The 23,269-nt window shown below is 57.2% G+C and carries 28 protein-coding genes and 1 pseudogene; all 29 read right to left on the bottom strand.

The genetic code is table 11. The annotated features are described in order from the left end of the window. Positions 1 to 179: 179 nt before the first annotated feature. Complete coding sequence (locus GHO41_RS06105) at positions 180 to 530, bottom strand: type II toxin-antitoxin system HicB family antitoxin (RefSeq protein WP_256678679.1); 351 nt, start codon at positions 528 to 530, stop codon at positions 180 to 182. A 702-nt stretch (positions 531 to 1,232) separates the two neighbouring features. Further along, positions 1,233 to 1,736 (bottom strand): hypothetical protein, encoded by a 504-nt coding sequence (locus GHO41_RS06100; protein ID WP_218580240.1) that lies wholly within the window; start codon positions 1,734 to 1,736, stop codon positions 1,233 to 1,235. Between the two features lie 2 nt (positions 1,737 to 1,738). Beyond that, complete coding sequence (locus tag GHO41_RS06095; RefSeq protein ID WP_048366830.1) at positions 1,739 to 2,785, bottom strand: ATP/GTP-binding protein; 1,047 nt, start codon at positions 2,783 to 2,785, stop codon at positions 1,739 to 1,741. A gap of 731 nt (positions 2,786 to 3,516) precedes the next feature. Beyond that, positions 3,517 to 3,645: pseudogene (locus GHO41_RS06090) on the bottom strand (IS5/IS1182 family transposase); the annotation flags it as partial. Between the two features lie 156 nt (positions 3,646 to 3,801). Beyond that, positions 3,802 to 5,001: an acyltransferase gene (locus GHO41_RS06085; protein WP_153433173.1), complete on the bottom strand. Its 1,200-nt coding sequence runs from the start codon at positions 4,999 to 5,001 to the stop codon at positions 3,802 to 3,804. A 100-nt stretch (positions 5,002 to 5,101) separates the two neighbouring features. Continuing rightward, a complete protein-coding gene (locus GHO41_RS06080) occupies positions 5,102 to 6,079 on the bottom strand; it encodes a hypothetical protein (protein ID WP_153433172.1) in 978 nt (325 codons plus the stop codon). Continuing rightward, positions 6,052 to 6,756, bottom strand: coding sequence for a hypothetical protein (locus GHO41_RS06075; protein WP_153433171.1), 705 nt, complete (start codon positions 6,754 to 6,756; stop codon positions 6,052 to 6,054). The genes GHO41_RS06080 and GHO41_RS06075 overlap by 28 nt, the downstream gene beginning before the upstream one ends. Beyond that, positions 6,753 to 7,307, bottom strand: coding sequence for a DNA-binding protein (locus GHO41_RS06070; protein WP_153433170.1), 555 nt, complete (start codon positions 7,305 to 7,307; stop codon positions 6,753 to 6,755). The genes GHO41_RS06075 and GHO41_RS06070 overlap by 4 nt, the downstream gene beginning before the upstream one ends. Continuing rightward, positions 7,304 to 8,227, bottom strand: coding sequence for a hypothetical protein (locus GHO41_RS06065; RefSeq protein WP_153433169.1), 924 nt, complete (start codon positions 8,225 to 8,227; stop codon positions 7,304 to 7,306). The genes GHO41_RS06070 and GHO41_RS06065 overlap by 4 nt, the downstream gene beginning before the upstream one ends. Then, positions 8,224 to 8,832, bottom strand: a complete 609-nt coding sequence (locus GHO41_RS06060; protein ID WP_256678678.1) for a phage tail assembly chaperone — start codon at positions 8,830 to 8,832, stop codon at positions 8,224 to 8,226. Before GHO41_RS06060 ends, GHO41_RS06065 begins: the two co-directional genes overlap by 4 nt. A 2-nt stretch (positions 8,833 to 8,834) precedes the next feature. Beyond that, positions 8,835 to 10,985 (bottom strand): phage tail protein, encoded by a 2,151-nt coding sequence (locus GHO41_RS06055; RefSeq protein ID WP_371928851.1) that lies wholly within the window; start codon positions 10,983 to 10,985, stop codon positions 8,835 to 8,837. A 9-nt stretch (positions 10,986 to 10,994) separates the two neighbouring features. Further along, the gene (locus GHO41_RS06050) at positions 10,995 to 11,519 is read right to left on the bottom strand and encodes a phage tail protein (protein WP_371928850.1); all 525 of its coding nucleotides are present in this window, start codon (positions 11,517 to 11,519) and stop codon (positions 10,995 to 10,997) included. Beyond that, positions 11,516 to 12,688 carry a baseplate J/gp47 family protein gene (locus tag GHO41_RS06045; protein ID WP_371928849.1) on the bottom strand — a complete coding sequence of 391 codons (1,173 nt, stop codon included), beginning with the start codon at positions 12,686 to 12,688 and terminating at the stop codon, positions 11,516 to 11,518. Before GHO41_RS06045 ends, GHO41_RS06050 begins: the two co-directional genes overlap by 4 nt. Continuing rightward, the gene (locus GHO41_RS06040) at positions 12,685 to 13,002 is read right to left on the bottom strand and encodes a DUF2590 family protein (RefSeq protein ID WP_153433168.1); all 318 of its coding nucleotides are present in this window, start codon (positions 13,000 to 13,002) and stop codon (positions 12,685 to 12,687) included. The genes GHO41_RS06045 and GHO41_RS06040 overlap by 4 nt, the downstream gene beginning before the upstream one ends. Next, positions 12,999 to 15,302, bottom strand: coding sequence for a phage tail tape measure protein (locus tag GHO41_RS06035; RefSeq protein WP_153433167.1), 2,304 nt, complete (start codon positions 15,300 to 15,302; stop codon positions 12,999 to 13,001). The genes GHO41_RS06040 and GHO41_RS06035 overlap by 4 nt, the downstream gene beginning before the upstream one ends. 6 nt (positions 15,303 to 15,308) lie before the next feature. Further along, positions 15,309 to 15,452, bottom strand: coding sequence for a hypothetical protein (locus GHO41_RS06030; protein ID WP_371928855.1), 144 nt, complete (start codon positions 15,450 to 15,452; stop codon positions 15,309 to 15,311). Positions 15,453 to 15,472: 20 nt separating this feature from the next. Further along, positions 15,473 to 15,760, bottom strand: a complete 288-nt coding sequence (locus GHO41_RS06025) for a putative phage tail assembly chaperone (RefSeq protein WP_153433166.1) — start codon at positions 15,758 to 15,760, stop codon at positions 15,473 to 15,475. A 39-nt stretch (positions 15,761 to 15,799) separates the two neighbouring features. Continuing rightward, positions 15,800 to 16,261 (bottom strand): lysis system i-spanin subunit Rz, encoded by a 462-nt coding sequence (locus GHO41_RS06020; protein WP_371928848.1) that lies wholly within the window; start codon positions 16,259 to 16,261, stop codon positions 15,800 to 15,802. Further along, positions 16,258 to 16,791: a lysozyme gene (locus GHO41_RS06015; protein ID WP_153433165.1), complete on the bottom strand. Its 534-nt coding sequence runs from the start codon at positions 16,789 to 16,791 to the stop codon at positions 16,258 to 16,260. The genes GHO41_RS06020 and GHO41_RS06015 overlap by 4 nt, the downstream gene beginning before the upstream one ends. After that, on the bottom strand, positions 16,788 to 16,994 hold the full coding sequence (locus GHO41_RS06010; RefSeq protein ID WP_146386008.1) for a hypothetical protein: 207 nt from the start codon (positions 16,992 to 16,994) through the stop codon (positions 16,788 to 16,790). Before GHO41_RS06010 ends, GHO41_RS06015 begins: the two co-directional genes overlap by 4 nt. Next, complete coding sequence (locus GHO41_RS06005; protein WP_153433164.1) at positions 16,991 to 17,203, bottom strand: TraR/DksA family transcriptional regulator; 213 nt, start codon at positions 17,201 to 17,203, stop codon at positions 16,991 to 16,993. The genes GHO41_RS06010 and GHO41_RS06005 overlap by 4 nt, the downstream gene beginning before the upstream one ends. Then, positions 17,203 to 17,652 carry a phage protein gene (locus GHO41_RS06000; RefSeq protein ID WP_146386012.1) on the bottom strand — a complete coding sequence of 150 codons (450 nt, stop codon included), beginning with the start codon at positions 17,650 to 17,652 and terminating at the stop codon, positions 17,203 to 17,205. Before GHO41_RS06000 ends, GHO41_RS06005 begins: the two co-directional genes overlap by 1 nt. 6 nt (positions 17,653 to 17,658) lie before the next feature. Beyond that, positions 17,659 to 18,774 (bottom strand): DUF2586 domain-containing protein, encoded by a 1,116-nt coding sequence (locus tag GHO41_RS05995; RefSeq protein WP_153433163.1) that lies wholly within the window; start codon positions 18,772 to 18,774, stop codon positions 17,659 to 17,661. Between the two features lie 11 nt (positions 18,775 to 18,785). Continuing rightward, positions 18,786 to 19,466 (bottom strand): virion morphogenesis protein, encoded by a 681-nt coding sequence (locus tag GHO41_RS05990; RefSeq protein WP_153433162.1) that lies wholly within the window; start codon positions 19,464 to 19,466, stop codon positions 18,786 to 18,788. Continuing rightward, positions 19,456 to 19,905 carry a phage tail protein gene (locus tag GHO41_RS05985; protein ID WP_371928847.1) on the bottom strand — a complete coding sequence of 150 codons (450 nt, stop codon included), beginning with the start codon at positions 19,903 to 19,905 and terminating at the stop codon, positions 19,456 to 19,458. Before GHO41_RS05985 ends, GHO41_RS05990 begins: the two co-directional genes overlap by 11 nt. Further along, on the bottom strand, positions 19,902 to 20,363 hold the full coding sequence (locus GHO41_RS05980) for a head completion/stabilization protein (protein ID WP_153433161.1): 462 nt from the start codon (positions 20,361 to 20,363) through the stop codon (positions 19,902 to 19,904). Before GHO41_RS05980 ends, GHO41_RS05985 begins: the two co-directional genes overlap by 4 nt. Before the next feature lie 97 nt (positions 20,364 to 20,460). Further along, entirely contained in the window at positions 20,461 to 21,174 is a 714-nt protein-coding gene (gpM, locus tag GHO41_RS05975; RefSeq protein WP_153433160.1) for a phage terminase small subunit, read from the bottom strand. Next, positions 21,171 to 22,283 (bottom strand): phage major capsid protein, P2 family, encoded by a 1,113-nt coding sequence (locus GHO41_RS05970; RefSeq protein WP_153433159.1) that lies wholly within the window; start codon positions 22,281 to 22,283, stop codon positions 21,171 to 21,173. The genes gpM and GHO41_RS05970 overlap by 4 nt, the downstream gene beginning before the upstream one ends. Then, complete coding sequence (locus tag GHO41_RS05965; protein ID WP_153433158.1) at positions 22,284 to 23,195, bottom strand: GPO family capsid scaffolding protein; 912 nt, start codon at positions 23,193 to 23,195, stop codon at positions 22,284 to 22,286. Between the last annotated feature and the right edge of the window lie 74 nt (positions 23,196 to 23,269).

Genomic DNA, 23,269 nt, shown 5'->3' with positions numbered 1-23,269 from the left:
AACCCGCCATACAGACGTAATGCTGTTCACTTATGAGATGCGTACGAGTAACTGTAGGAGCGAGCTTGTCTCGCGAGCTTTTAAAAGATCAAAAGATCGCGAGACAAGCTCGCTCCTACAGGGTTCGCTTTCGCTTATGTGAACAGCATTGCGCTGAAGGCGAGTTTTTTTGTGGGGCTTTAGAAGTCAGTTCCAAAACTGACCTGTATCTCCCCCAACACCTCTGGACTCCCAACACCCGCAAAGTCGCTGCGACAAAAAAAGTCAGAGCGCGATTGATAGTGGCAATCTTTTCCCACTTGCTTATCAATTTTCTGCACCGCGTGCTCATGCAAAGAGACGCTGACCTGTATTGATGCCCTGAGGCTTGAAAGGATATCGAAATCACCCATGGCCCAAAAACCGCCCACACATTTAGGGTTGGTGATATACGCATCAATGTCTTTCGCCTGAGGGAGCGCTCCTCCAGCAGTGATAATCCCTTGCATGTGGAGTGCAAGTGCCTCGTACACATTTTCGAGCGCTAGCATCGATGGATGCACCGTCACTAAAGCAACCCGGCATGGCAGGTACTGTCACGTTGTAGCCTGAGCCCACTTCTTTTCGCAGCACGCTAGATCTTCTCGGTAGGATCAGAAGTCATGAATGAACTGATTCTTATTTTCTTAACGAAATCGTCTTTGCAGGAAATCATTTTCGAGTCTAGAGTATTGGTGATGGCGACTTGCCAGTATTATTAGGTATTTAACATGGAACGTTATAAAAATCTTAGTGGTCAGTCAAACGTAGTGGGATTTGAGTCAGGCCCCGGGTCGATTACCGTACAGTTCGCTTCAGGAACCCATAGGAACTATGTATATGATGCTAATCGTCCCGGCCCAGTCATGGTTGCGGAGATGCAAAAGCTTGCGGCAGCAGGGCGCGGATTAAATAGTTATATCTCGCGTGTGGTTAAGTCAAATTTCTCGCGTAAATATTGATATATATACGCGGTTGGAAAGTTTCATGTTTTTTCGAAGCTGTTCGAGGTGGTTTACGTCGCCCTGGTAGTCAAATTTCTAATTGATTATCAGGTGCGGCTTTAGATAATTAATTTTTAAAAAAGATATTTTAAAAATTCCATCAAAGCTAACGAAACCTAACTTTGGTTTCGCTAATGCATATGTTAGTTTCAGAACGCGACCTTCAAATTAGTCTGCAACTACCTTTTTTGGTGCATGAACTGGCCCACTTCACGGGTTACTAACAACCCACCCCATCCCCAGCGGCTTGGTCATGCTGACAATTTTCGGATGTGCATCAATCGCCCGCAGCTTAGATTTGAGTTTTTGTTTCAGGTCTGCCAAATCGACGCGGGGCTGGTGGGTGGCGGGTTGTTCAATATGCACGATGACTTGAAGCCTTTCGCAACCGAGTACCGCTTTGCTGAGGGTTTTCTCGTCAAGCGGAGTGCTGGCATGAAGACGGGCTGGCAGTAACGCAGCCAAAGTGCACAGCACTTTGTTTACGATGGTTTCTGCCAGCTCTGAGGGCTTTCCGGCATCGGGGTGTCGATAGTCTTTGACTTCAACCAAGAAGGCTACTTTTTCAGGTGACAACACCAGAATGTCGACTGCTTGCAGGTTGTTGCGCAATGTCATGAAGTGACGCCTGTAAAAGGACCACTCATCAAATTTGCTGGCTTGCCACGTGTCTGGGAAGGTGAATATCAGGCCATCGACATCGAGCGCCGCCATGCTCAATCCTCCAGCGCTAAATAACGATCTGACTGCTGAAGACTTTCCTCAAGAGCGGTGATGTCACCAATGTCGTACAGACTGGGCCCTTGTTGAACGGTGATGCCGTTGTCGGTGGCTTGAAGACCAAAGAAGGCGGTGTCGAGTTTTTTCTGTGCCAGCAAGATTTCCAGTTCGCGCAGCAGAAACAGGCTGTGAGTGGCGATGAATACCTGGATGCCGCTGTTGCTCAGTTCAACGATGGTCTTGGCCACTTGTTTGATCAGGTGAGGATTAAGGTTGGCCTCGGGCTCATCCCAGAATAAGTAGCCTTGATCCAACAAAGCGCCGGTGCTGATCAGGCGTGCGAGCATGCCCAGTTTGCGCAAGCCTTCTGCAACCAATGGCATTTCCATCAAGCCGTTGGCGTTGCGCAGGTAAAAGCGCCCGCTTTTATCGAGTTCGATGCTGCCTTGCATAGCGTCTTCGAGTGGAGCCAGTAGCTCACGAATACGCTGTAATTTTGGCCCTTTACGCATCAGCCCGCCGAGCAGGCGGCAGGTGTCGCGCCATGTCTCTTCAAATTCCAGGTAGTGGTTTTCATACACGGCCAAGAAGTTTGGATAGATGGTAAGCAGTTCGCGTGTAGGCAAATAGGCTGGGGCTGTTTTCAGCCATTGCTCGGGCAACTGCTCGATGCCAACTTCGGTTTTGCTGTTGGTTGCAAAGCCAAATGCCAAGTCGTAAGCCGAGTCAGTAAAGGTGAGTTTGATATCGCAGCGCCCGCGGCCAGGTCTGCGCCTAACCAATCGACCCAGGGTCTCAGGGCGAAAAACGCCTATTAATTTATCAGCGAGACTTTTCTGCAGGATGGTTTTTGTCGGTTGGGAAGATGCCAAGTGGGGCTTACTGCCTTCTTCCCAGCATGTCGCGAGGCCCGAGTAAGCCAGCTTCAGCAGATGCGTTTTGCCTGCACCGTTTTCACCAACAATCACGTTGAGTTGTTTGCCGAAGCGTAGGTTCGCTTCTTCAAATACCGTGAATTCTTTGATGTCTAGCTGCTTAAGCATAATTTCCCCGAGATAAAAACCCGCGCTACATCGTGATGTTGCTTAGATACAGGCCGTACCGACAACATAACCGCCGCCAACCAAGACTTAAACCCCAGAAACAAAAAAGGCCCACCTTGCGGTGAGCCTTTTTCGGTATTGCGTATGGTGCCGGCACCAAGAGTCGAACTCGGGACCTACTGATTACAAGTCCAAGGCTGGGGGCACTATACATTGGGAAAACCCTTAAAAACCATAGATTTGGAAGATATTTAGGAAATATTACCGGCATATTTGTGGCCGGTGTGGACGTGATGTGGACGTTCTCTGTGCAAGGTTTTAGCATTCCTTCGCACAAGCTTGCACAGTGTGAAAAGGGCGCTCCTTCCTTGAACCCACCGGCCTGCATGATCTGCGGTACTGTTCGCACCCGCTTGCGGATTGCACAAAAAAAACACGCGAACTCCGTCGGCGGGAGGGGGATAAGTGCTTTTTCGGCAAGTTTTTTTCCCCGGCGATTTTTTTTCACGATTGGCCCCATTTGGTCAAATCCATCTCAGTGAACCCGTGTGCCTAGCTGATCTACCATTTCCGAGGGGCAAAAAAAAACCGCCTTATTAGGGGCAGTTTTTCCGCAAGCTCAGTTAGTGGCTTGCTTTTCTCACCGGGTGCTTCAATGTTTTGTGAGCTTATGCCCGATAGCTGCTGCCTGCAAACCGAAGCGGATCAACAGTAAACAGGTGGGCTTGCAGGTTAGGCTCGATAAAAGTAACCAAGCCCTTCCAGGGCACCACCTGATCCATTTCGATCAAGAAGCGCTCTCGGCGGGTCTTCTTACGTTTGCCGGCATATTCGGCGTCGGCGAAGGACATCTGTTTCATCGGGGCTCAACCGTTCAGTTTGTGCGAGGTGGGTATTTCACCAAATCTTGAAGTCTTTTTCAGAGTTCCCCTAACACAGCACTGACTGTAAGTCCTACAAAGTAAAAGGGGTGCACACATGCCCCCTTTTTAAAACTATCGGCAAAAGCAGCGTGACTACTGCTTAAGCGTCGCAGATACACTTTCCGATCTAAACCTTACTGCATTAAGACGCTCAGCCAAGCCATTTGTTTTTTGCATAAAATATTTCTCAATATACTTATAGGTGATGCCGCAGATAACAATCAAAACTGGCGTTACCAATAGTATAGTCAACCAATGCTGAATAGGCGTGAATTTGCTTGCAGTAGAGAATCCAATTACAAACTTGAAAACTATAAACAAAATAATACCATGGAGCAAATATATGCTATACGCCATTTCACCCATTGCTCTAGAAATCTTATTTGAGAGCAACCCAAAGATTGTATTTCCACCTGCAATCAAGCAAAAAACCACCACCAGCATCCAAGTTGGTTTTGTCTTGGTATATAGATAAGGATACCTAACAACTATATACACTACCAAAACCAAGATAAGCCAAGATGCGAGCTTGCCACGTGCGAACGCCGAGAACCTGTCCATCCGAACCAAAACAGACGCTAGCATTCCACCTAAAAATAACCAGTAATACTGTTCTTGCAAGTAATACTCTCCAAAAGCAGTAACCGCAAGAACACTTAAAATTATCAAGATTTTTGATACCTTGCTACCAACAAAAAAGGCTAGCAATGGAAGTGAAACATAAAAAAACCATTCATAAGGCAATGACCATGAGACACCAGCATTTACTATAATTGTCCTGACTAAACCATTTATATCAGGCGAACCAAATATAGTGAACCCAAGCCATTTAGCGACATTGGCGACTGTATCCCACAAAGGTTCAGAAGCATGGTCGCGAGTCACGATATAAATCACAGACAAAAATAGCGCCATTGAAAACAAATACATTGGCACGAGTCTTAGCACCCTCGAGGCGTAAAGACGTACCCAATCAATTCGCTGATGCCTTGAATCAAGTATTTTTGAAAAAAATAAAAACCCTGTAATCATAAAGAAAAGAGCGACTCCTCCTTGACCAAAGTGAACAAAGAGCCGAGACTCCGGAACCGACCATACTTCAGTCCTCAGATATTGATACCAAATAAATGAGTGGTGTAAAAATACAATTACTGCCAAGTACCCTCTTAGTCCATCAATTGCAATGAATCGGCCTATCTCAGCTGGAGGCACTAAGCTTTTGGAGATAAGACGAGTTGAAGCGAGCGCGACCAGGACAACGGCCAACGCCGCCAATGGGCTGATTATTTCCACCGACGTTCTAACCTATTAAGTAGAAAAGGGGCTAAATGATATCTATTTAATAGCTATCATGGCAGCTTTGTATTACACATTCCTTATGAGGGATTAATTATCATAAGGTAATCGGTTGCAGTTTCTCGCCCAAACGGCGGGCTGTATCGGCTTTTTCCGTGAACCCTACGGCATCTGCTGGACTGGGCGCGGGTTCTGGCAAGTGCGAATGCGCAGCCATCTGGATGTTCATCTGCTGCACCAGGTCGAGCAAATCACACACCACCTGAAACAGATTCACACTCTCCGACCCGATCCAGTTTTTCGGGGCAACCAGCCGCTGACTAACCCCCGCCACGCTCTTGCGCAGCCCTTCAATCCGTTCCTGCATGTCGCCGCCCACGGTGGCGTTGTGCTTCTGCCCCACGACCAGGTTCAAGTCCCGCCCGGTCGCTTGGTGCAGATCATCCACAGCCGCCAGACTCGCAGACCCGCCCGACAGCAGCTTGAGCGCGCCCAGGGCTTCTATTTTCTTGATCCCGCCCACGGACTCAGTTGAGTGGTCATCCACTGTCCTGGTGTGGTTCTGGAAGGCCTCAGTGTTATCCAGCGCCTCCACCTCGCGCTCGATCGCCTTGTCCTTAATCTTGCCATCGGTTTGGCGCAGCCAGTTGCCATCGGCATCGATCCGTTGCTGGCACGCTTCGCTGTGTTGCCAGACTTGATCCCCTTTCGGGACTTTGGGCATGCTCAGGCCGTGCGGGAGGATGCTTTGGATGTAGGGCTTGTGTGGCAGGCCGTAGGCGAAGCACACGACGACTTGGGTGCCTTCTTCAGGAAAGGCATAAATCCCCATTTCTTCGCCGCCTGTGGGCAACGGCAGCGGCACTCCGGCCAGCATGGGCAGGTCTGGATCCGGCTCGCCATCGGGCAACAGCACTTGAATATCCACGGCGTAGCGCGGGCGGAAGTCGTCGCAGATTCCGGCGCCGCTGGGGGCATCGGCCACGGCCACAACCCGGGCAAAGCGCGGCAGGTGGTAACCGCCTGAGAGTTCGGGGAATTGTCGTTTTACGCTACGGCGGATTGCGTCGTCCATCGGATGGCCATTTGGTTGTCGACGAGGGCCACACTGGTGATGCGCTCGCCTTGGTTGATTGTTGCACCTGGTCTTAACCCAGGAAGGGCCGCGATCAGTGCGCTTTGATTGCCCCGGTAGCCGTCGAACAGCTCGGCAGGCAGTTGTAGCGGCGCTCGCACGCCAAAGAAGCTGTCGGCCCAACTGCCCACAAACACTTCGCCGTCGCCTTGCTGCTGCCAGATGAAGTCGGGGATGTTGAACACGTGGGCCATGCTGTCCAGCGCTTGATAACCCGCCGCGAGGCTGTAGAAAAACGGGGCTTTTACACTGGCGTACGCTTGTGCCGGCACACGAAAGCGCAGGCCGGTGTGTTGGCTGATTTCGGTCAGTACGGCGCGCAGATCCACGTGACGCAGGTTCAGCGGCAGCGGTTTGGCCAGAATGGCGGCCATCTCGCGGCAGAACAGCACCTGCTGCACGCTGTTGGCGGCGGTGCAGCGCTCGACGTAGCCAATGAAGTGGCGTTGCAGCGTGCTCTCGTTGTAGCCGATGTCGAGTGTGACAAGCCCCCTCACGGGGGCAGCGGCTTGAATGGTGAACGTGGCCCGGCCCGGGCTTTTCAAGTCCAGCCGCACCTCGTCTTTGACCAGGGCAACAGGCTCGCCGTTGATGCTGAGGATCTTGTGCAGTTTCATGTGCCACTCACCCCGCCCAACCAGCCATCGACCTTTTTCAACGTGGCTTCAAAGCCTGTCAGTGGTTGCTCGCCTTCGGCCGAATCGGCGCCGGTATTGCCGCCACCTCCCACCGTAGCGCCCGGGCCGGATTGCGCCTTGACCCCATTGGCCGCGCGCCGCCCTTCGACTTTCTGCGGGTTGGAGACTTTTTCGCTGAGGGTGAACTGAATCCGCCAGGCACTGAGGGTGTCGTCTTCCCGGGCGCTGACGCCTTCGGAAAATTCCACCTGACGGATGCCGAATGCGCTCGCGGTGTCATTCACGACCCGATAGGTTTTGAGTTGGCCACCGCCTTCGGTGGCCTCGGCCATGCGCATCAGGTCACGCAGTTGCACCTGGTCAACGTAGGGAATCATCATCGAAGCGGTCAGGGTCTTGGGTTTAAAACCCTTGTGCGCGGTTTCGGTGTTGCTGGTCTGGCCCGACATGTCAGCGGCTTCAATGCGCATATTCGCGGTGATCTTCAGGTTTTTGCCGCGTACCTGTTCGCCATCGAGTAGCAGCGTCATAGGCCCACCAGTTCGCGCACAAAGCTCAAGCCCTGTTCCGACCCCACCAGCAACACACCGGCACACAGCACCCACTCATGCCCCGGGGCTTCTACCTTCAACAGATCCCGGCGCAAGTCGCTGGCTGTGCCCGGGCCGATCATCCGCGCGCGCAGGCTGCTGTCGGCATGGCCACCGGCGAGCAAGGCTTTAAGGTCGTTCAGTTGTTGGTCGCGTCCTTGCTGCTGCGCCACCTTGCGTTTGGCCAATGCCACCAGATCGCTCATCGGTGAGCTGTCAGCCGCGTAGCTCTCCAACACCGCCAGTTGGCCGGACATGGATTGTTTGGCGGCCTTGAGCAACGTGCAGCGCTCCAGCGGCAAACCCTGCCAGCGCGGCAATGTCCCGGCGCTGGGCAATTCCCACTTTTCGGTTTCCAGTTTCGACAGGTGCCGCGCCCGGCGTTCGGCGCGCACCAGATCAGGCATCGGCAGCAACGCATTGAACCGGGACAAGCTTTCGGCCAACTGATCGAGACGAGTCGCCAGAAACATCAAGCACAACGCGTACTGCGGCCCATCCGGGCGGCTGGCATCACTGACATCCACCAGTTTGTTGGCCAACTGCTGCACCAGGTTCGGCGCTGACAGAAAGCGCTGGTAGCCCGTGCCTTGGCCCACGCCACTTTGAAACGGCGTCACTACCAGACAGGCCGGGGCTTCCCCCATCTGTTGGCTCAGCGCCGATCGGCCCGCCTCGATCGCGCCTTGGGCCGCAGCACCCACCGGCCCCGGGTTGGTACTGGTCATGCCATCCAGCCCACTCAAGCGCAGCGCGGTGCTGACCAACTCGCCGCTGGCCAGATCCTTGGCCGTGCTCAGTTGACCCATCCATTGGGTGGCTTGCTCGGGCCAGCGCAGGGTTACGGGTGCCCACGTCATGCTGTTGCCGCCTTGACCTGACCGTTTTCAAGCCAGTCCGGTTCGACAGGTCGCTTGCTTGAATCCGGGAAGTTCGAGGCTTCTGTCCAGTCGCGCAGGGCCAGACGAAAACCCTGCAACTCGCGGTACTGATCAGCGGACAGTGAGGTGGGACGCTCTGCCTCCAGTTCGTCACGATGGCGAACCACCAGCGCGTCCGTGGTCAGCAGTACACTGTCACGCCATTGGCGTTCACGCGAAATCAACACCTCTTGGCTCAAGGGGGCCCGGGCTTTGCTGACAGGAAAGCCTTTGGCGTCGGGTTGAATGATTTCCCCCGCCGATTGCGCTTCAAGCAGTGAGGCATAGCGCTCCTTGCTGATCACCACCAATTCGGACACGGCGGGCAACGAACATGAAGGATTAGGTACTTCGATCATGGGCGCGTAAGCCGTTGGATCAATCACCTCAATCATCGGCGCCTTGTTTTTAGGGCCAGTCCATTGCGGGTCTGCTATCCGTTGAACAGGTGCAATCCAGTCAGGATCGCTGACGATAATCGTGCGCGGGCCATGTACCTCATCCAGATAAAACCCACCACTTTGAGGATGGTAATAAGTCGTCATCTTCAATACCCCGTCGCTTCAATAATCACGGTCAGCGCACCACTTTGTGTGATGTTGCCCCACTCATCCACGCGCAAGCTGCACCCGGCTCGGCCCTCGTTAAAGTAAGCAGCCGACACGCAGGTTGGGGATGCAGCGGTCTGGCGGAAGGTCAAAGAAACCGAATCACACCCCCAAGGGAATGCAATTGGCCACGCCACGGAGCCAACCCATGAGCCTTGCAGATCTCCGATCGCCACACTCACCCGTTGCCGGATTTGCCCGGTATCACCACATCGCCACCAGCCTGGCACCCCTTGTACCGTGGTATTTCGGGGTAACTGCGCGCTGGATACCAACGGCACCAATTCGCCAGTCGAGCTCTGCCTCATATAGGGCAAGTCCGGGTTGTTACTGACCAGACCGGCATCATCAATCCAGTCTCGGTTGATCTTGTTGGCCAAGCGCTGATCGGTCTGAGCAATGGTGTAGGCATCGGTGATGCCGTGCTGAGCAAGGGTTGGCGGCAAATCCGTTAATTCACCAAACGCATGCTTGTGGCTGGCCAACGCCATGATGATTACGGCGTTGGTTTTGGCATCGCGAAAGTAAGGCGCGCTCGGGTTCCCGTTCGCAAGCCCAGCGTCCAGAATCCCGTCACTGGCTACTCTTTGGGCCAACAGCGCATCGGTTCGCACCATGGTGTAAGCATCCGTGATGCCGAATCCGCCCAGCGTTGTAGGTTTTCCGCCAAGGTCTGCGAAGGTGTGCCCATGGTCTGCACGTGCCAGTTTGATAAGGCCATTGCTCACCTCTGAGCGCATATAGGGATAGCGCTCATCACCCGAAACAAGACCGACATAGCTAATGCCGTCGCGAAACACCCGCAAATTCAGCAACTCGTCAGTCTTTGTTTTGGTGTAGGCATCGGTGATGCCGTAGCCGCCAAGGGTGGTCGGTTTATCGCCCAGATCCGAATACTTGTGGCCATGATCGCCACGGGCCAGGTGCAACAGTTCGCCGCTTGCCTCGACCCGTACATACGGATAACGCGTGTCACCCGCGACCAACCCCACTGCCGTGATGAAGTCGCGGTCAGGTTTGCCATTGATATTCTTTTGCAGCTGTTCGCCCAGGGCTGACAGGGCTTTGGTAAAGACATTGCGCACCACATTCACAGCTTTGGTGGTCGCCAGAATCAAGCTGCTGTTGCTGTTGTCGTCGTCACTGATGGCATTGGGGATCTGGTCTAGACCGACATCCCCTTTCGTGGTCGCCCGTGCCCGCAAGCCTGAATAGTCACCCGTACGTGCCGCAAAGTGCTTCACCAGCTCAGTATTGATCGGCTCAACAGCGCGCAGATCCTGAGTGACACTTGAACTCACCAGATCCGCCAACGGCACCAGGTAATGCCGCGCACCGCTGCTGTCGCTGTAATCCGCCTTGTCAGCGCCGAACACCACCGTAAACGTGCTCACCACATCACTCAGTTCGCGTTGCAGCACCACATCCAGCCAGACTTTATTCGGTACCGAGGGCACCGCCACCGGCTTGGCGGCAGGTAAATGCAGGCGAACACCTTCGACATAGGCCAGCCCCGGCTTGAGTTGATAACCCGCCCCGACCTTTTCCAGTTGCAGGCCCGTACCGAAGAAGCACGCACGCCCGAACATATCGCGATTGCTCAAACGCTCACGCTCATCGATGCCGTTCAGGCGCACCGTAAAATCGTGCTGCCAGGTACTGGCGTCAATGGTGATGCCGGTCAGCGCTTGGGCACCGTCAAACACCACCAGAAAGTTGCGGGTCACGTTGTTGCCCAATTGCAGCGGCGGAATGTTGCGGCGCTTTTGCTGCACCGGCACGTACGCCACGGCCAGCAACACATTCTCCGCCGTTTCAAGGCCGATCCAGTTCCAGTCGAAGTCCCCGATATCGCTGCCCATCATCAAGCTGTAAACCACCTGATTGGGGTTCACAAAGCCTTTCTGGGTCACGTCGTAGGTGGCCACAATCTGACCCGCCGGTGGCTTGGGCGCGGCACGGTTAACCGCGCTATTGGGATCCAGCCCGGGCACGTTGGCCAACACAAAGCGGCTGACGATCAGGGATTGTTGTGCGCCGACTTTCTGCGCGATCAGGCTTTCGCCTGCAAGGGTAATGCTGGCACCCACGGGAGGCTCCTACAGGCTGGCAACCAGCGTTTGCTGGTCGTCGTTAAAGTCCACCGCGACGATGCGCAGCGATACAGGGGTAATGGTCACGAAGTCATAACGGCGGCAGGTGCGCCCGTACTGCTGGATCAGCACCCGCATCAGTTCCGGGTTTTGCGACAGTTGCGAGTCAGAGAGGCGCAGCAGCACCACGTCCCAGTCCCGATCGGGCAAGCGCTCGTCGATCTCGACGTAACCCACGCCCAAGCGTTGCAGGATGCGTTTGAGGCCCGCCGTGCTGCCCGCGTCCACGGCATTGATAAAGGCGAACTTGACCCGAAGCCGGTACAGGCTTTCGGGTTCGTCCTTGAAGCGGCTAATGTCGCGCTGCCAGGCCAGCAGATCGAGCACGGTCAGGTGGCAGGTCTCGGCGTCCATTTGCAGCAATGGCCACTGCAACCAACCCTCCACGGTGTCCCACCAGGACTGGCCTGCGGCCTTGAGTTTGGTCAGCTGTGGACCATCGAGCCAGAACGGCAAATTGAGCTTGATCACGAGATGGCCACCTCCAGACTGCTGATCCGGGGGATGCTCAATTGCGAGACAATGTCGGCGTTATCAAAGTGCAGCGACTCGATACCGGGAAACTGTTGGTGCAGTTCTTCACCCAGTCGGCTGAATGAAAAACGTGACTGCGGGTAGGTCAGGGTCGGCTGAAAATCGGTGGTCGTGCTTTCACGGAAGGCGGCGCGGATAAACAACGTCACGTCGGCGCGCAAACTGTCGCGCCGCTCACTGCCGATCAGCGCCCGGGGCCACAAGGTCAGGCGCAGGGCGTGCTGGGTTTCAGGCATAACCATCACCACCAGGTCATCGCCGTGACCATGGTTGCCCTGGTCACGGATATGCGCGTTGATTTGCTCCAGATAAGTGTCGGCCGGCACGTCGGCATCGAACAGCACATAAGCATTGGCACTGCCCGGGCCACGCGGCGCGCCGTGCAAGAAATACACGCCGTCCGGACGCACGCCCGGGAACGCTGAAATCATCGCCCGATACACCGCGTCGGTGTGCCACTGGTTGACCGCCGAGAACTGATTGCGCACGCGCAAACGCAACTGATCGTCGGGTTCCGGATCCGCCCCGGGAGCCATCAACCAGCCGTCGGCATTCACCACCTGGGCAATCCCGGCCAGCGGCACCGGCAGGATCGCGTAGTAACCCGGTGCCAGGTTGTACCCACTGCCCTCTTCCAGTGCTTCCACCGGTATTTCCAGCTGCAGCAGGCCGTCGGCAAAGGTGGCCGGGGTGGTAGTGACCATCTGATAGATATGGCCGTTGATCGCCGCCGACTGCACCACGATGCCTGCAGGCAACTCCAGCGTGCCACCGGCGGCAATGCGGGTGAACAGGATCACGCCACGGGCTTTGGTCGCGCCCTTGCGCTCGACGTTGACCGCCCAGGCCAACGAGTCCAGCCACGCTTTGCCTGCGGTTTTCACAAAGAAATTGGGCAGCACGGTGTCACTGATAAAACTGATCAGCCACAGCACCGGCTGGGTCACCAGTGCCGTAATCAACCGCCAGAACGGCGAATAAGCACTGGTGTTGCTCAGCTTGCTGCCTTGCGCCGCCACCTCACGTTCCCATGCCTTGCGCAGCCCGGCCTCGGTGGTCGGGATCCCGGCGTCAGTCAGGGCCTGCTTAAAATCTACCTCGCTCACACATACACCTCGATCGCGCCGAATTTCAGGGTTTTAGCGGTGACCAGGTACTTCCCGCTGTCATAGGTTTGGATCAGGGCCGTACCGGGTACCAGGCGCACGTCGGCCTCCACCAGCAGCTCCAGTTGTTGAATGCAGTCGCGCTGACGCAGGCGGCTGCGTTCGGCCACCAACGTCACCAGCAAGCCGCTTTCGCGGATCATGTGCGCAATGTCCTGGGCAATACTGGCGCGGTCATCAATGAGCAACGGCTGACGCGACGGATCCAGCGACAGGTCGTTGTCCACAATCAGCAGATCGATGTAGTCACTCATCCGCCCACCGCCATGCTCATCATGTTTTCAAGCTCCAGCGGGTTCATGGGTTTGGTGTTGGTGATGTTCAGGTTCTCCACATGGGTGCCCTTGTTCTGGGTCTGGTTGTTGTTCTGGATGCTGCTCAACAGCCCGCCCTTGGGCACGGCGTTGGGCCGCGACGGCGACAGGCTGCCCAGTGAACTGTTGAGGCGTTCCTGACTTTGTTCAGACTTGGCCTGCGGCGGTGCCGCCATCACCAGCGCCGGGGCTTGGCGTGGCGGTTGCAGAACCTCAATTTGGGGGATCTTGGGTGCCGAGATGCTGGGCACGTCTATTTGCGGCATCTTGGGTGTCGGAATCTGTATCGCTGGCAGTGAGGGCGGAACCCGCGTTGGCGCAGCTGGAATGGCACGAGGGCCGGGTAACGCCGGTTGACTGGCGGCCATGACCAGCGGCGCCGGTTGCTGCACCCGGTTCAAGGGGGTCTGCATCTGCTTCAACATGCTGGGGGCGGCTGGAGGCTGTTGCGCCATCACCAACGGCGGCGCGGGCTGTGCCTGCATCTTCTGCATGGCCAAGTCCGGCACTTTCGGCGCCGCTGGCAGCTCGCCAAACGCGGCATCGATCTGCACGCCCGGGATCTTGTTCAGCATCTCGATCAGGCCATTAATGGCGTTCTTGAAAATGTTGATAATCCCGTCCCACGCGGCCTTGGCCATGCCCGACCAGCCATCCATGGAACTGAACCAGTCACTCAAGCCCTGGAGCTGGTCACTGACCCACTGGAACGCCTCGCTGTTGAGGAGCGCGCTGGTCCACTCATCCCAGTAGTAAACAGCCGCCGCCACCGCCGCGATCAGCGCAACCACGCCGACCACGATCCACACGATCGGGTTGGCCAGCAGTGCCGCGTTGACCAGCCAGATCGCCCCTTGCCACAGCAGCATGGCGCCGCGTACCAGGCCCATCCACGCAACCATGGCCATCATGCTCAACACGAAAGTGGTGGCTATGACCCCGTGCATCAGGAACATGGCAATGCTGCGAAAGCCCGTCCAGGTGAGGATCTTCCAGACCGTCACCAAGCCCAGCCACACCATCTTGCTGATACCCACCACCAACGTCAGTGCCGACATCACTGCCGTAATACCAAGGACGGTCAGCGCGGTAATGCTCACCACGCGGGTGATGTTGGGGAACAGTTGCGACCAGCGCGTCAGGGTCTGGGCCACGCCGGTCAGCTTGGCCATCAACGGTGCAAGGATCGGCAGCAATGCCTGACCAAAAGCAATGCGCAACGCCTGCACAGCGGCGCCGAACTGCTGCCACGGATCGACCATGGCCCGGGCCATCTTGTCCGCGCTTTCCAAGCCGCGCACATTGCCCAACTGCTCCATGCCGTTGCGCAAACGCCCGGTGTCCTTGGCCAGCGCACCAATCACCCGTGCCCCTTCACCGCCAAACGCCTCGGTCAATTTCGTACCCGCAGCGGCGGTGGTCAGGTCGCCCAACTTGCCCTGCAGCTTGTCCAGGATGTCGAGCATCGGCAGCAACTTGCCGTTCTGGTCGGTGAACTTCATCCCCAGTTTTTCCGAGCCAGCGCCGATGTTTTCAAACAGCGCCTTGTACATGCCCCCGGCGTCGCCGCCTTCCATGGTGCTGCTCAGCGTACCGATCACCGCGAACTGCTCGGCCAGGTCGACACCCGCCGTGGTCGCGATCGCGCCGACTTCCTTGAACGCATCCTTGAGCTGGGCGCCGTCGGTGCGGAACAACTGCACCGCCAACGCGGTTTGCCCGCCCATCTTCTCGACCCACTGGCTTTTACCCATGGCGTCGGCCTGATCTTTGAACAAGTTGTACATCGTGCCGACGTAAGCGCCCATGGTGTCGGCGTCGGTCTTGGTGGCCTTGGCCAACAGGTTGCTGGTGTTGGTAAAGGTGGCCAGCTGGCTGCCACTCAGGCCCTTGATCGCGCCTTCAATGCTGTACGCCGAGGCCACAAAATCACGGGCGTTTTCACCGTAGGCCACCGAAAATTCCAGCGACTTGCGGTTCAGCGCATCCAGCGCGTCTTCGGCCACGCCCAGCGAACGGACTTCGCCCAGGGCGCGGTTCATTTCCAGCGCCGGTTCCAGTGACTGACTGATCGCAACGCCCGCACCCACCATGCCCGCAAGCCCAAGGCCCATGGTCTTGATGTTGTTTTGCCCCTGCTCGGCCAAGTCCGAAAAGCTGGTCTTGACCCGGCCCAAGGGCGCGGTGATCTTGTCGGTCAGGCTCAAGATAAAAGCCAACCGGGCGCTGCGATCTGCCATCTGAATTTATCCGTTCAATGCGTAGGCAATGCCATTGGCCACGGCGATTTCCATCCTTCGCCAGTGCTCATCCTCCAGCCACTTGGCCGTCCCCATCACCTCGGCAGTGGGTTCGGCACCGGGCAGCCAGCGGTTGGCCAAGGCCACCAACTGGCCCAAGCCGTTTTCGCTTAGTCGTTCGGCGTGCTCGAGGGCTTTTTTACGGCGATCTCAACGTCCGGGCTGTATTCCTCCAGCAACGTGCCGGCCAGTTGCATGACCAACACCGGGTTGGCCAGCAGCGGTTTCAAGGTGGCGCGCTGTTCCTGTTTAACCGTGCTAACCAGCAGGTTGTTGGCCGGGGCCACCTTGTTGGTTTGGGTCAAGGCATTGAAGTACTTGGTCACGTCCTGCGGGGTCAGGTCGAAAGTGAATTCGGCTTCGCCTACTTCCAGGGTGATTTCGCGACGTTCAGACATAGGTGTTTTCCGTTCAGGTTTAAAAGTGGGTGATTGGGGTTAGCGCAGGCAGATCCGGCGCACGTGGTCTTGCAGCCCCAGGATCATTTCTTTACTCAGGGCGAGCTGATCGCGGAGGGCGAAATAATCCGGTCGAGCGTCTGTTGCGAGTTCGGCGGTGCCTGCATCAGCCACGCGGCCGGTGCGGGCTTGTTCGGGGTCGGCGACACGGCACACGGCGTTGACACGCAGCCGCTGACGGCCAGTGCCAACAGCACGCTGCAACTCGCTGTTTTCAAAAAGTGCATGGTTCAATGCCTCTGTTCGGGTGCGGTCAATGTCGTCACGGTCAGCCAGCATTTCGCCGCTGATCCGGGCCGCTTCGCGCAGGCCGGTGACTTCGGTTTGAGCGGTGGCCAACGCCTGTCGGGCGTCGTTGCGCTCATCCATGAGGCGGTCAAACAGCAAACACATCGCCGCGCCCGCCAACAGCCAGAGCAAGGTCGAACTGATGCCGTTCACAGGCTCGCCTCGCACAGCTTCACTTCCGCCAAACGGCGCGCATGCAAGCCCGGGACAAACACCTTGCGGCCCTGGGTGTCAGTCACATAGGCCCACACGGGTGTTTTGCCGTCCGCCGCCCAAGCCAAGGCTTCACAGCCCTCGGCCATGCGCCCGGCGTTGATCAAGCCCACCGCTCGACTGGCGCAGGTGCTGGGCATACCGACGTTATGGCCATGGCTGCTCAGCGCATCGAAAGTGTCCTGGGCAACCCGCTGGTTGGTCAGGCAGTCGGCAAGGGCGAGCTGGCCCTTTTCAATCACCAGTTGCTCAACCTCGGCGCATCGGGCCGCTGACCAGTAATCACCCACCACAACGGGGTAAGGGCTGGTATGGCGGGTAATCCCCTTGCACACCGTGGGCAGGCCACGGGCCAACTTGTCGGCATACACCAGGTGCTGACCCTCACCTTCCCACTTGCCCAGAAAGGCAATCAAAGCAGCGCTGGTCAAGGCAATCGCGCCGGTGGCGATCTTGTGGCGCAGGGTCATAACTTATCCTTCCAGTCACGCAGCATCTGGCGGTACTTGGGGGCCAGCAGTACGATTTGCAGCACCATATAAAGGGCGGTCAGCATGTAGGCCACCGCCGACCAGTCGACAGCGCCGGTCGCGCCGGTTGCTGCCACACCGATGGCCGGTGACGCCTTTACAATGGCCATCGCGGTGTCCTGAGCGGCCTGATTAGTGCTCATCGGCGGCCCTCTTTCTCAAACAGTGACTGGCATGGCACACAACGCAGCATCCCGCCCAGCGCCTGTCGAGCGGCGGGAATCGCGTTGTCACAGTCCAGACACTCAGTGCGGCTTGGCCCGGTCGGGCGCGCAGTGGCCAGCTGGGCGGCAATCGCCTGATCGCGCTGACGTTGCTCCAGCGCCTGGGCGCGATCGAACGGGCAGACCATCAGCTCAGCCCCTCAGTCTCAGCAGCGGCCAGATACGGCACGCCGTTGATGCGGATAAAGTCCGGGCTGGTGACGTCAAACGGCACCTTGTGTTTGGATTTCTCCCCGCCTTTGGGGTCGATGCTCAACAGGCTGGACACCTTCAACTTGCAGCCAAAGGCCTCAATGCGCAGCTCTTCATCGCCGGTCTTGGCGAAGAACACCGTGTCGAAGGGTTCCAACTGACGAAAGCTGCCCGCCGTGCGGGCCGCATCCATCAACAGGCCGAAGTTGTAGCTGTCCAGCTCAAACTCACCGCTGGCCGACACATCGCCATCCACGTGGCCATTGGGCACGCCACGGGTCTGCGCCACAGCGCTGTTGTCGGTGACATCGAGGGTGCAGCTCTCCACGTGAACCAGCAGGTCGCCTAGGTTCACGTCAAAATTCTTGCCGCCAATACGTGACATAAAGGGTTACTCCGTGGCGTCGTTGGAAAGATCCAGGGCGATGTTGGCCGTGATGTCTTTCGGGCAGTTGTGGGGTTTGAGCTTGATGTAGGCCTCAACGGCGGTTTTGCTCTTCCAGACCAGCACGATGTCGCCGTCTTTCGGGGTCTCGATTTCGCCCGGGAACACCTGACCGGCAAACGTCACGGACTTGGCCATGGCACGCAGCGGCGCCATCAGCGAATTGATGTTCACCGCCATGCTGTTGGGCGTGCTGTTCAGGCGGCGATCACCCACGCGGCGGATCAACAACGGGCGCACCTGACGTGCCGCCTTGTCAGCCAGACGCAAATGCTCGATCACCTGAAAGTCACTCGCCGGGGTGTCCAGCAGATTGCCGTCACCCCAGTACACGCCGGGATAATCCGGGTACGTCTGCGAGACCGAGAACCGCGCCTTGTCAAGCTCGGCGCGGATCGCGGACGGAAGCGGCACGCCTTCGGCATCCACCGGCACCGGCCCAAGGCCCAGCACCGCACCGCTGGCCACCCGCATCGGGGTATCCGCAATGCTCACCGCCGCATTGGCCAAACGACCGGCCAACACGCCCAAATCGTTACCGTGCAACTGCGGTACCACCAACACACGGGGCGCGGCCACGTCCGCTGTAATGGCTTTCTGTTCGGTCAAATACTGCGACCACGGCTGCAATGCGCTAATGCCCGCACTGCACGCCATCACAAACGAGCGACGGCCATACACGTTGTTCAACGCCACCGCGGCATCGTTCATTTGCGACAGCTCGACACCATCCATCACCGGCGTGGTGATCACCACTGCCTCGACTGAAAAGCCCTGTTGCTGGGCCTTCTCCAGCGCAGTCGTCCACTCACCGTCAGCACTGACAGGCGCTGCCAGACAGGCCCAGCGGTCGCCACCATTCAAGCGTGCAGCGGTGATCTGGGTTTTCAAATCACTGGCCGGAATGCCCAGCTCGTTGTCCAGGTCACTGTCGGTATTAAGGGCCAACAACTTGCCCACGTTCTTGGTCGAGGGGCCAATAAAGAGGAAATAACGCTCGATCGCGGTCACTTCCCCCTGACCCAAATTAAGGTTGTTAACGCTGACTTTGCCGAGTGCCATGTGGTGCCTCGTTAGCGGGGTGAATTAAGGATTTGTTCAAACACCTGGTTAACCAGGTCACGGGTTTCATTGCCGCTGCTGACGCCGAGGAACTGACGTTTGGGCAGGGTGATGTCCCAGCTTTGCGCGCCCGAGGACTCGGCTCTTTCATCATTCAAAATGCGGATCAACAGACCGGCCTTGGCGTAATTCACGTGTTCCTGAATCCATGCCACCGAAGGTCGGGTTAAGGTTTTTTTGCCCTTCTGACGGGTACGAAAGCCCAAACGGCGCAAGCGCTTGGCCTGCTTGTCCGTGCAGGCGATACCGGGCGGGACTGTGTTCCAGCGGCGCATCTGCGCGGCGGTACGGCGCTCGCTGACCCCGTTGTGCTGCTGCGAAGCGACCCAACGGGTCAGGGCATTTTTCCAGCCCAGTTCGGCCTCATTCGGACTGACACGGGTGACTTGCAGCAGCTTGGCCAACCCGGCTTCCATCTTCTTCTTGCCCTTGGACGACCCTTTGCGCTCAGCGAACGGCGAACCGTCCAGGTTCTTCTGCTCACGCACCCGCTTGCGGCTCATCGAGCGCACGCGCTTAGTCACGTTATTCAACAGACGGCGGCGCAACTGCGGCGGCAGATCCAGCAATGCCAGCTGCGCGTCCACGTTGAGCAAACCCCGAATATCGAGGTCGAGCGGACTAGCGGCCATGACTGCCCACCTCGCCTTCTTCCGCGATCCACAGATCAAACGGGATAAATGACCAGGTCTGACCGAACGCCTCGATTTCGCCGTCCGGGTCTTCGGCCAGGTACTGCGGCTCGACGAACTCCACGGTGATTTCCACATCGGCCAGATCGCTGTCCAGCATGTCGATAGCGAAGGTCGGCTGCGGTAGCTCATGACGACTGCGGCCCTTGTCATGGGTTTCCAGCCAACTGCCCAGCAGCGCCATTAACCGCCCGGGGTGATCCGCGAAACGCTCCAGCACAATCGTCGCGCTGTAACGCATATCGGCCATGTGCATGCCGCCCACGTCGGGCTTCCAGATCATGTCCAGACTGACCTGATTGGCCCAGCTATCGAGCTGCTCGGGCATGACCAGATTGCGTTCAATCAAGTACGTGGTCAGGGCGACGAGCTTATTCACAGCAACACCGCCGTAATCCGCCCACGGCCTTGCAGCGAGCGCACAGCCTGCTGACTGAAAGACAAAAAGGTTTCGGCGCGCTCCGGGGCTTCCTTGCCGGTGTTTTCAGCGCTGTCACGGCGGGTCACAGTGGCGAACTGGGTCAACAGACTGGCTTTGGCGCGGGAGTACACGGCGCGCTTGTACGTTTCTACGTGAAAAGTGCGCTCGGGCAGCACCCTAGGGTCAGCAGATTTCACACAGATCACGCCTGCGGACTGCCATCGGGATTTACAACGGGCCAAGTCCGCGTTGACCTCGAACATAGCCGTGGTCAAATCAACGACCAGCATGTCGCCCAGGTACTCACCCGGCAGGCGATAGCCTTTCTGGAACTCGCTCACCGACAAGTCGGGCCAAAAGCCGTCATTGTCGATCTGCTGTTCCACCAACGTGGTGGGTTTGCCTGAAAAGCTCATTGCTGGGCGCTCAAATAGGGCGGGAGAACTGTTTCAGGGAGGCAGGCCATAAATGGCTAACTCTCATCCACAGTTTCCCGCTGGGGGGGGTAGTCGGTTATTCGGTGGCCGATGCGGCCGCTTCTTTCTGTTCTTTTTCCAGTGCCTTGCGCACACCAGACAGGCGCGTCCCTACGCCGATTTCCGGGTACAACTCCGCCGCACGCTCAAAGTGATAAGCGGCTTTGGCCCACTCTTTGGTGTCGATGGCCAGAATCCCAATCAGCTTGTGGTAACGCGCCGGGATGCGTTCATACAGTGTCCATTCGCCATCGACCCACGGCAGTAGATCCGAGAGGTAAGGCTCCGGGCTGCGACCAGCTTTGTATTCGGCCTCGGCCCACTCGATGAACTCGTCACCCACAAAGGTCGGAATGTCGCGCTTGAATCGCGCAGGCATGACCTGGCACTGGCTCATGGCAAAACGAGCCAGGCCCAGGCCCTCTTCAAACTGTGCTGTGTCGAACAGCCACACCATCACTTGCATCAGCACCGGATTGGCGTGGTTAAGGCCGCTGTCGATGTAACGGGTGACGTAGTCCTGGTATTTGGGCAGCAGCTCATCACGCTTGAGCTTTTGGCGTTCCTCACGGCTGTTGATCGCGCTCACGCGCTCCAGATCAACTGCCAGTGCAGCTTCCATCAGCTTGAGGTGCTTTTGCGCATTGGCCGGGCTGGCCAGCGCTGTGGTTGAGCTGTATGGCGTGGGCTTCGCCTCGACCGTTGGGCCTTGTGCGAGAACACGTCGCTTGTGGGCCAAGGCGAGACTCATTCCGCTGCCTCAGTGGTTTCGTCTACCGCTAGGGTTTCGTTTTTAGCCAGCACATCGATTGCGGCGCGTTTAGGCGTGACGTCTTTAACGGGCGGCAGGATCTCGACGTTTTCAGCAGCGGCGAACTTCTCCAACTGCTCGATCACGTAACCCTCGTTGCGTCCGTTGTAATCCTCTACGCGAGAGCGCTTCGGGTTCTCAAGGACGTGACGGCGCCAACTGCTGTCCTGGAAGTAAATCGACAGGTTGTCCCAACTGGTGACCAGCACGCCTGTAGAGGGAAAGTGAGGGACGACGAAGGAGGGCAAACCGCCGTAGGTCGCGATCACCTGGGCGCCTTCGATGCGCTCTTTCTCCGTGGGGGTGCTGCCTTGCTTGGCATACAGCTTGCCCTTGTCGCTGGCCAACAAGTCGCTGCCAATGATTGCAATCAGGTCGCCCGCATCACGGAACACCGGATCAATCATTTGCTTAACGTCATGCACCAGGGCGTCCAGGTTCTCGTAGTCACCGCCAAAGCCGAGGCGGATTTTGCCGCCGTCTTCGCCTTCCTGAAGCACCTGCGCCGGGATCTGCTCGCGGGCGATTTGCAGCCAACCCTTGTTCACGTCCTGGAGCATTGGGAATGCGCCAATATCGGTTTGCAGGGCGGCGTGGGTGCCGTGAAAACCGATCATGATCCGGTCGAGGGCAATTTGACGTTGCACAGCAGCCGTGTAGCGGTCGGCAAAGTCCGGGAACTTGGCCCAGCTGTCGATTTTCGCAAAGGACAACGCCACGTCGGATTCGGTGTGGAACAGCTCGTAACCGATGTCAGACAGGTCGCTGAAGTCTTTGGCTTCACGGTCGGTGGTTTTGGTGTTGGTACGGCTGGACACCGGGCCACTGACGCCCATCATCACCTTTTGGCCTTTGATTTCAGTCACTGGCACGACGTTGATTCGCTCAAGAAAGTCCGCTTTCTCGGTGATTCGATCGTTTAGTTCCTGGGCCACGCTGGGTTCAACGGCGAACTGACGGGAAACATCATTGACGTTGTACGCTTCGCCCAAATCATCTTGCAGCAGCGCAAATTGATCCTGGCCGTGAGCACTAAGAGACTGGGCCATTTACACCGCTCTCCGCTTGTTGCTGCGGGTGTTTACGCCAGTGGTGCGCGCAACCGGGCGTGTTTGGGCCGTGTTCAAAAGCTTGGTGAACTTTTTGTCCATTTCTTCAAGACGCTTTTCCAGCGCGCTTTGGCCCTTGCGGCGGCGGGACATTTCGCGGTCTTTGTCCGCGTCATCCAGAATCGTCTCGACGGAGTCCTGCACATCATCAATCAGGGTCTGATCGACCTCTTCTGTGACGGCTGGAACCAGTGTTTGGAGACCGGCAGCCACAATCAATAGCTGCTCGATGAGGGCTTGTGCAGCCTTGGCTGTTGCTTCATCCATTGGGATTTTGCTCTCGGTGGGGGTTGGGGTTTCGTCGGGCTTTGACTCAACGCCGAAGTGCTTTAAAAGCCCTTTGAACACGGCGGCCAACTTGGTGAACTCGCCGTTTGGCTCTTCCTCGACCAAATCGCCCAACGCCACAGACGCGGCGTAGTACGAGGCCTTATTGGTCTTGCAGGAAAAGTAGAGTTCTTGGGTGCCCAGGCTAGCTGGTTCATCCGTCACGGCAAGTCCGGTCAAATAGGCTTTGCCACTACCGGCGAAGTTCGGAGTGATTTCGATGCTGGTAAACAGCTTCTGGCCCAAGTCATTGAGGCGCAGCAGTTGATCGTTGGGTTTTAACTGGGCTTCAAGGGCGATTTGGCCCGGCTCCAGATCCTCAGCGTCTTCCAGCAAGCGCACCGAAAACACAGTGCCGTGGGAGCCATGCCAGCGTTCGTGTTCACACCAAATAACAGCGGTGTACCGCGACGACTTGTAGGTCTCGGCGATGTCGCGCAGTTCCTGGGGAAGGATTTCGCGACCGTCAGCGGTGGTGCCGCTGGTGGCGACACGTTTCCAAACTGAAACAAGGGAACGGGGCATGGTGCTAACTGCGCTCAATCGGTGAGTTGAGCCGCCACGATAGGGAGCCAAAGCCGCTCAAACAAACGATTGGT

The sequence above is a fragment of the Pseudomonas sp. FSL R10-0399 genome (assembly GCF_009600165.1).
GTDB classification, from domain to species: domain Bacteria; phylum Pseudomonadota; class Gammaproteobacteria; order Pseudomonadales; family Pseudomonadaceae; genus Aquipseudomonas; species Aquipseudomonas helleri.
This window is presented reverse-complemented; position numbering and strand designations above follow the sequence as displayed.

Excerpts from the sequence above, each read along its gene's own strand:
- GHO41_RS06105 (WP_256678679.1), bottom strand. The coding sequence starts at position 530 with ATGCTAGCGCTCGAAAATGTGTACGAGGCACTTGCACTCCACATGCAA.
- GHO41_RS06100 (WP_218580240.1), bottom strand. The coding sequence starts at position 1,736 with ATGGCGGCGCTCGATGTCGATGGCCTGATATTCACCTTCCCAGACACG.
- GHO41_RS06095 (WP_048366830.1), bottom strand. The coding sequence starts at position 2,785 with ATGCTTAAGCAGCTAGACATCAAAGAATTCACGGTATTTGAAGAAGCG.
- GHO41_RS06080 (WP_153433172.1), bottom strand. The coding sequence starts at position 6,079 with ATGGACGACGCAATCCGCCGTAGCGTAAAACGACAATTCCCCGAACTC.
- GHO41_RS06075 (WP_153433171.1), bottom strand. The coding sequence starts at position 6,756 with ATGAAACTGCACAAGATCCTCAGCATCAACGGCGAGCCTGTTGCCCTG.
- GHO41_RS06070 (WP_153433170.1), bottom strand. The coding sequence starts at position 7,307 with ATGACGCTGCTACTCGATGGCGAACAGGTACGCGGCAAAAACCTGAAG.
- GHO41_RS06065 (WP_153433169.1), bottom strand. The coding sequence starts at position 8,227 with ATGACGTGGGCACCCGTAACCCTGCGCTGGCCCGAGCAAGCCACCCAA.
- GHO41_RS06060 (WP_256678678.1), bottom strand. The coding sequence starts at position 8,832 with ATGACGACTTATTACCATCCTCAAAGTGGTGGGTTTTATCTGGATGAG.
- GHO41_RS06040 (WP_153433168.1), bottom strand. The coding sequence starts at position 13,002 with ATGAGTGACTACATCGATCTGCTGATTGTGGACAACGACCTGTCGCTG.
- GHO41_RS06035 (WP_153433167.1), bottom strand. The coding sequence starts at position 15,302 with ATGGCAGATCGCAGCGCCCGGTTGGCTTTTATCTTGAGCCTGACCGAC.
- GHO41_RS06025 (WP_153433166.1), bottom strand. The coding sequence starts at position 15,760 with ATGTCTGAACGTCGCGAAATCACCCTGGAAGTAGGCGAAGCCGAATTC.
- GHO41_RS06015 (WP_153433165.1), bottom strand. The coding sequence starts at position 16,791 with ATGACCCTGCGCCACAAGATCGCCACCGGCGCGATTGCCTTGACCAGC.
- GHO41_RS06010 (WP_146386008.1), bottom strand. The coding sequence starts at position 16,994 with ATGAGCACTAATCAGGCCGCTCAGGACACCGCGATGGCCATTGTAAAG.
- GHO41_RS06005 (WP_153433164.1), bottom strand. The coding sequence starts at position 17,203 with ATGGTCTGCCCGTTCGATCGCGCCCAGGCGCTGGAGCAACGTCAGCGC.
- GHO41_RS06000 (WP_146386012.1), bottom strand. The coding sequence starts at position 17,652 with ATGTCACGTATTGGCGGCAAGAATTTTGACGTGAACCTAGGCGACCTG.
- GHO41_RS05995 (WP_153433163.1), bottom strand. The coding sequence starts at position 18,774 with ATGGCACTCGGCAAAGTCAGCGTTAACAACCTTAATTTGGGTCAGGGG.
- GHO41_RS05990 (WP_153433162.1), bottom strand. The coding sequence starts at position 19,466 with ATGGCCGCTAGTCCGCTCGACCTCGATATTCGGGGTTTGCTCAACGTG.
- GHO41_RS05980 (WP_153433161.1), bottom strand. The coding sequence starts at position 20,363 with ATGAGCTTTTCAGGCAAACCCACCACGTTGGTGGAACAGCAGATCGAC.
- gpM (WP_153433160.1), bottom strand. The coding sequence starts at position 21,174 with ATGAGTCTCGCCTTGGCCCACAAGCGACGTGTTCTCGCACAAGGCCCA.
- GHO41_RS05970 (WP_153433159.1), bottom strand. The coding sequence starts at position 22,283 with ATGGCCCAGTCTCTTAGTGCTCACGGCCAGGATCAATTTGCGCTGCTG.
- GHO41_RS05965 (WP_153433158.1), bottom strand. The coding sequence starts at position 23,195 with ATGCCCCGTTCCCTTGTTTCAGTTTGGAAACGTGTCGCCACCAGCGGC.